Source organism: Mycobacterium sp. TH-M25, assembly GCF_057473665.1.
Genome location: NZ_JBYCLA010000370.1, coordinates 1 through 4,207, shown reverse-complemented (window position 1 = coordinate 4,207; position 4,207 = coordinate 1). Strand labels below are relative to the sequence as shown.

The window sequence follows — 4,207 nt, the reverse complement described above, 5'->3', positions numbered from 1 at the left end:
GTGTGGGCGGGGTCGCACCCCGGCCGCATCATCCCCTGCCAGTTGCCGTGGCTGTTGGATCCTGACCTCGGCGCAGAACTGATCCGTGAGAACGCCGAGCGCGGTTTCCATGCGGTCACCTTCAGCGAAAATCCCTCGATGCTGGGGTTGCCGAGCATTCACTCCGGCCACTGGGACCCGGTGATGGCGGCGTGCGCCGAAACCGGGACCGTGGTGAACCTGCACATCGGTTCGTCGGGATCGTCACCGTCTACTACCGACGACGCGCCACCGGACGTGCAGGGCGTGCTGTTTTTCGCGTACGCCATTTCGGCGGCGGTCGACTGGCTGTACTCCGGATTGCCGAGCAGGTTCCCCGACCTCAAAATATGCCTGTCCGAGGGCGGAATCGGTTGGGTGGCAGGACTATTGGATCGGCTGGACCACATGCTGAGCTATCACGAAATGTACGGCACGTGGGCGACACTGGGGGAGAGCCTGACTCCGGCCGAGGTGTTCACCCGCAACTTCTGGTTCTGCGCCGTGGAAGATAAATCCTCGTTTGTGCAGCACGACCGGATCGGGGCCGACAACATCATGCTGGAAGCCGATTACCCGCACTGCGACTCGACCTGGCCGCACACCCAGCAGACCGTGCACGAACAGATCGGCAACCTGCCGTCGCCGCTGATCCGAAAGTTCACCTGGGAGAACGCCTCACGCCTGTACAGCCACCCCGTACCAGTCGAGGTCCAGCAGAATCCGGATGCGTTTTAGTCGCAGTCGCGACGTCAACTGCCCAGAGCCTTTTTAATCACTTCGTCTTGCTTTTGGCCGACGTCGGCGACGAACTCCGGTGGTGCCAGCGCGAAGGAGGGCCCATCGAACTGCATCGTGACCAGCGCATTGCCCTCGGTGAACATCAGTACGGTCACGCCCTTGGAGTGGTCCGGCGACAGCCCGCTGACCGTCGAACCTCCTGTCCCGACCTCCACGCGCAGCGATTTGGCGAGCAGTGTCTGGCGATGCGTGGCCTTGGCCGAATCGAGAGCAGTGGCGGCAGCATCAGTGTCCGGCAGGATCTCGATGGTGTCGATGATGGAGTGGCTGTGGTCTGCGTCAGTGAACGTGACCGCCGCGCCCGGCTTGCCGTTCGGATCTTTGATGGCCGGGCCGGCGGTAAAGGCGTCGGGGGCCTTGATGTCGCTGGCTTTGATCAGCAGGGTGGTGTAGTCGCTGATGGCGGGGTGGCGAGAGGTAGCGGATGCCGAAGACGTCGCTGATGGCTTCGAACCGCTGCTGCAGCCGACGGCCGACGCACCCACCAGTGTCGCCGCGATTGCCGTCGTGGCGATCACCGGCGGCAGGATCCTCATCACACCAAACTCTCCTTTTCGCGTCGCTTAGCGCAAACCGTATCCCAGGGCCACGTGAACTGCGATCGGTCGTCGGCTTTTGCGCTGCCGGGCGATATCGACTATCTCGTCACGATGTCTTGGCGGGCGTACAAGCCACTCCCGGTGATCAGCGGCAGATCTAATGTCGTCCTGATGCCGGGCGACGCCGCGATCACCGCCGGGATGGCGTTGACGATGCGCCCCGCGGCACCGGAGATGGCGGCTTGGTTGTGGTCGCCGAACCGACTGCTCGGAACAATGTCCACCGCATACGAGGGCTCGCCGGTGATCTCGACGCGGTAGGACCCGCCACCCGCAGCAGGCTGAGGTAAGTCTGGCCGCAGGTCAGGGCGCAACCGGGTGATGTGTTCGATGACGATCGCCGGGTGACCGTCGACCATGCCACAGATCTCGAACTGCAGGACGGCAACGCTGCCTTTGGCCACGCGACCGACCGCGATGTCGAAATCCTCCGGCGCCGGCTCACGCTGGTAGGACTCGGTGATCTCGTCAACCTCGATACCCAGGCCCGCCGCCAGCTGCCGGATCGCCGTTCCCCAGGCGATGCTGAGGACACCCGGCTGCAGCAGCATCGGAATCTCGTCCATCGGCCGAGCGAATCCCATGTAGTGCATCACTTCCGCGCCGTCGTACGACGCGTAGTCATGGATTTCCATGCAGCGCACCTGCTCAATGCGTTGGCAGGTGCCGGCCAGCGCCAGCGGAATCAGGTCGTTGGCAAAGCCCGGATCGACACCACTGATGAACAGACTCGAATTACCCTGTTGGGCAGCGTCTTCCACTCGCCGGATGTATTTCTCCGGCAGCACACCCCAGGGGTATTGCAGCAACCCAGGTGACGAACCCACGACATTGATACCGGCGGCGAGAATCCGCATGACGTCGGCCATCGCGTCGGGCAGACGCGTGTCGCCCATCGCGCAGTACACGATGCACTCCGGCTTGGCTGCGATCAGCGCGTCCAGGCTGTCGACCGCCGCGATTCCGGTGGCTACGTCGAGACCGGCGAGTTCGCTGGCGTCTCTGCCGATCTTGTCCGGCGTCGAGACGCACAGCCCGGTCAGCTCGAACTGCGGGTTGGCGATCAGTTCGGTGAGCGCCAGGCGACCCACGTTTCCGGTGGCGACGTGGGCGACTCGGATCGCCATAGCTTGTTCTCCATCCCTGGATGCGCGCGGCAGACCGCACCCGACGCTAGCCCACGTCGAACGCAGCCGCGGCGAATCACGCCCGTCATGGCGCACTCGTCAGCTGCCGCAGGTCGTCGGCGCGGCAAATTCGAACATGAGGTGGCCCAGCGGGCCGGATCAGATAAAACTGAGCGCCAACGTCATTGCCGCGTCAACCCGCTGCGGTCCGTCCAGATCTGCGACCGCCTGCCGCACGGTCGAGACGCGCGGATCGATTCAGTTGCCGAAGCCGGTGTGTTGCGGCGCTGGGCCACCGGTTCCCAGGATGTGATTGGCCGCGAAGTCGGCCCCTTGAGCGATCACGCTGCCGTCGTCGACGTAGCTGTTGTGTGCCGCGAAGTTCACCCCATCCGAGCACACCGGGTCTTCGACCGCACAGACCTCGATGGTCTTTGGCTGATACTGCGGCCCGATCACGAGCTGGGGCTGGCCGAGAAAATTCATCGCCCGCACGTTCGGCGATCCGAACAGCACCACCGCCGCAACATGATTGGCCATGGACGGATCCAGCGGCTTGGGAATCGACGCCGGATCCACGTCTTGCGGCACCGAGTCCGGAACTGCCGGCGACGTCACAAAGCCCGCTACCGCTGCGCCCTGCGAATACCCGCCGAGCACGATCTTGGTGTTGGGGCAGGTGGTGGCCTCGGATACGACGTGTGCACTGGCGTCCCGGATGCCATCGAGTCCGGTCGACCACTGATCGCTGGCCGGGTAGTTCACCGGATAGACGTCCAACGACTTGCCGGGTAACCGAGTACGGAGAGCGTCGACGAAGGCCTGGCCGGTCGGCCCCACGCCCGGCTCCTCGCCGGTGCCGCGCGCGAAGATGACTTGGGCATCCGGGCACTGCCGGGAAGGGGGAGCGGCGGCGGCCGGTGCTGCGGAGACTCCGAGCCCCCACACCGCGGCCACCGCTGTGCTGACAAGACAGGTGACGGGATACACGTTCATGACGCACAAGGTTCCCACACGGAAGTTTTCCCAAACTAAGAATTGCCTGAGCAAAGCCTGAGTGCGGGTCTGCGGCGATTGTGGGTGTGCGGCGACATCGCCCGAGCTGTTCGGACTCGACGCGCATGGTCTACCGGCCGTTTCGCCCGCTATCGCGCACGGTTTTCGGCCTGAACGGCCTCGCTAGTCGCCGACCGGCGGTGCCGGCGGTGCCGGCGCATCGTTGGGCGGGTCCCCAGCCGGAGGGCCGACGGGTTCCGGAGCCGGCGGAGGTGGCGGCTCAGGGGCCACCGCGTCCACCAGGACTGGCGCCGGGGCATCGGGCGGCCCGTCACCGTCCACCGGCAGATACATGTGATGGGTGAACTGAGGCTGGTAGGCACCGCCGCCGCCGATGCGCACGCCGCCGCCTTCGCCGCTGGAGACGGGGGTGCCGTCGGGCAGCGTCACTGCGGTGTGACCACGGTTCCAGCCGATCACCACAGCGCCGGGCGCCGTGCCGTACTTGAATCCGCGCGCCAGCAGCGCCGACTCTTCGTCGCCGGTGTTGAATCTGCCGCTGAAGGCCGGCCGGTCAGTTGCAACATTCGAAACCAGCGATGCCAGACCCGAGCAGTCCGTCCCGGCGGGCGAATTGCCGCCGGTGATGTAGGGCGTGCCCGACAT

5 protein-coding genes are annotated in these 4,207 nt (G+C 65.2%); 1 reads left to right on the top strand and 4 read right to left on the bottom strand.

Going from position 1 to position 4,207, the window contains the following annotated elements; all coding sequences use genetic code 11:
- A partial coding sequence (locus tag AC2VOU_RS12455) for an amidohydrolase family protein (RefSeq protein ID WP_486957658.1) occupies positions 1-756 on the top strand: 756 nt, incomplete at its 5' end.
- 14 nt (positions 757-770) lie between these two features.
- Here the strand turns inward: AC2VOU_RS12455 and AC2VOU_RS12450 are convergent.
- From AC2VOU_RS12450 to AC2VOU_RS12435, 4 genes are all read right to left on the bottom strand, one after another.
- Positions 771-1,349 carry a hypothetical protein gene (locus tag AC2VOU_RS12450; RefSeq protein WP_486957659.1) on the bottom strand — a complete coding sequence of 193 codons (579 nt, stop codon included), beginning with the start codon at positions 1,347-1,349 and terminating at the stop codon, positions 771-773.
- Positions 1,350-1,456: 107 nt separating this feature from the next.
- On the bottom strand, positions 1,457-2,545 hold the full coding sequence (locus tag AC2VOU_RS12445; protein WP_486957657.1) for an NAD(P)H-dependent amine dehydrogenase family protein: 1,089 nt from the start codon (positions 2,543-2,545) through the stop codon (positions 1,457-1,459).
- Positions 2,546-2,803: 258 nt separating this feature from the next.
- A complete protein-coding gene (locus AC2VOU_RS12440) occupies positions 2,804-3,541 on the bottom strand; it encodes a cutinase family protein (protein WP_486957656.1) in 738 nt (245 codons plus the stop codon).
- A 183-nt stretch (positions 3,542-3,724) separates the two neighbouring features.
- A complete protein-coding gene (locus tag AC2VOU_RS12435; protein WP_486957655.1) occupies positions 3,725-4,207 on the bottom strand; it encodes a hypothetical protein in 483 nt (160 codons plus the stop codon).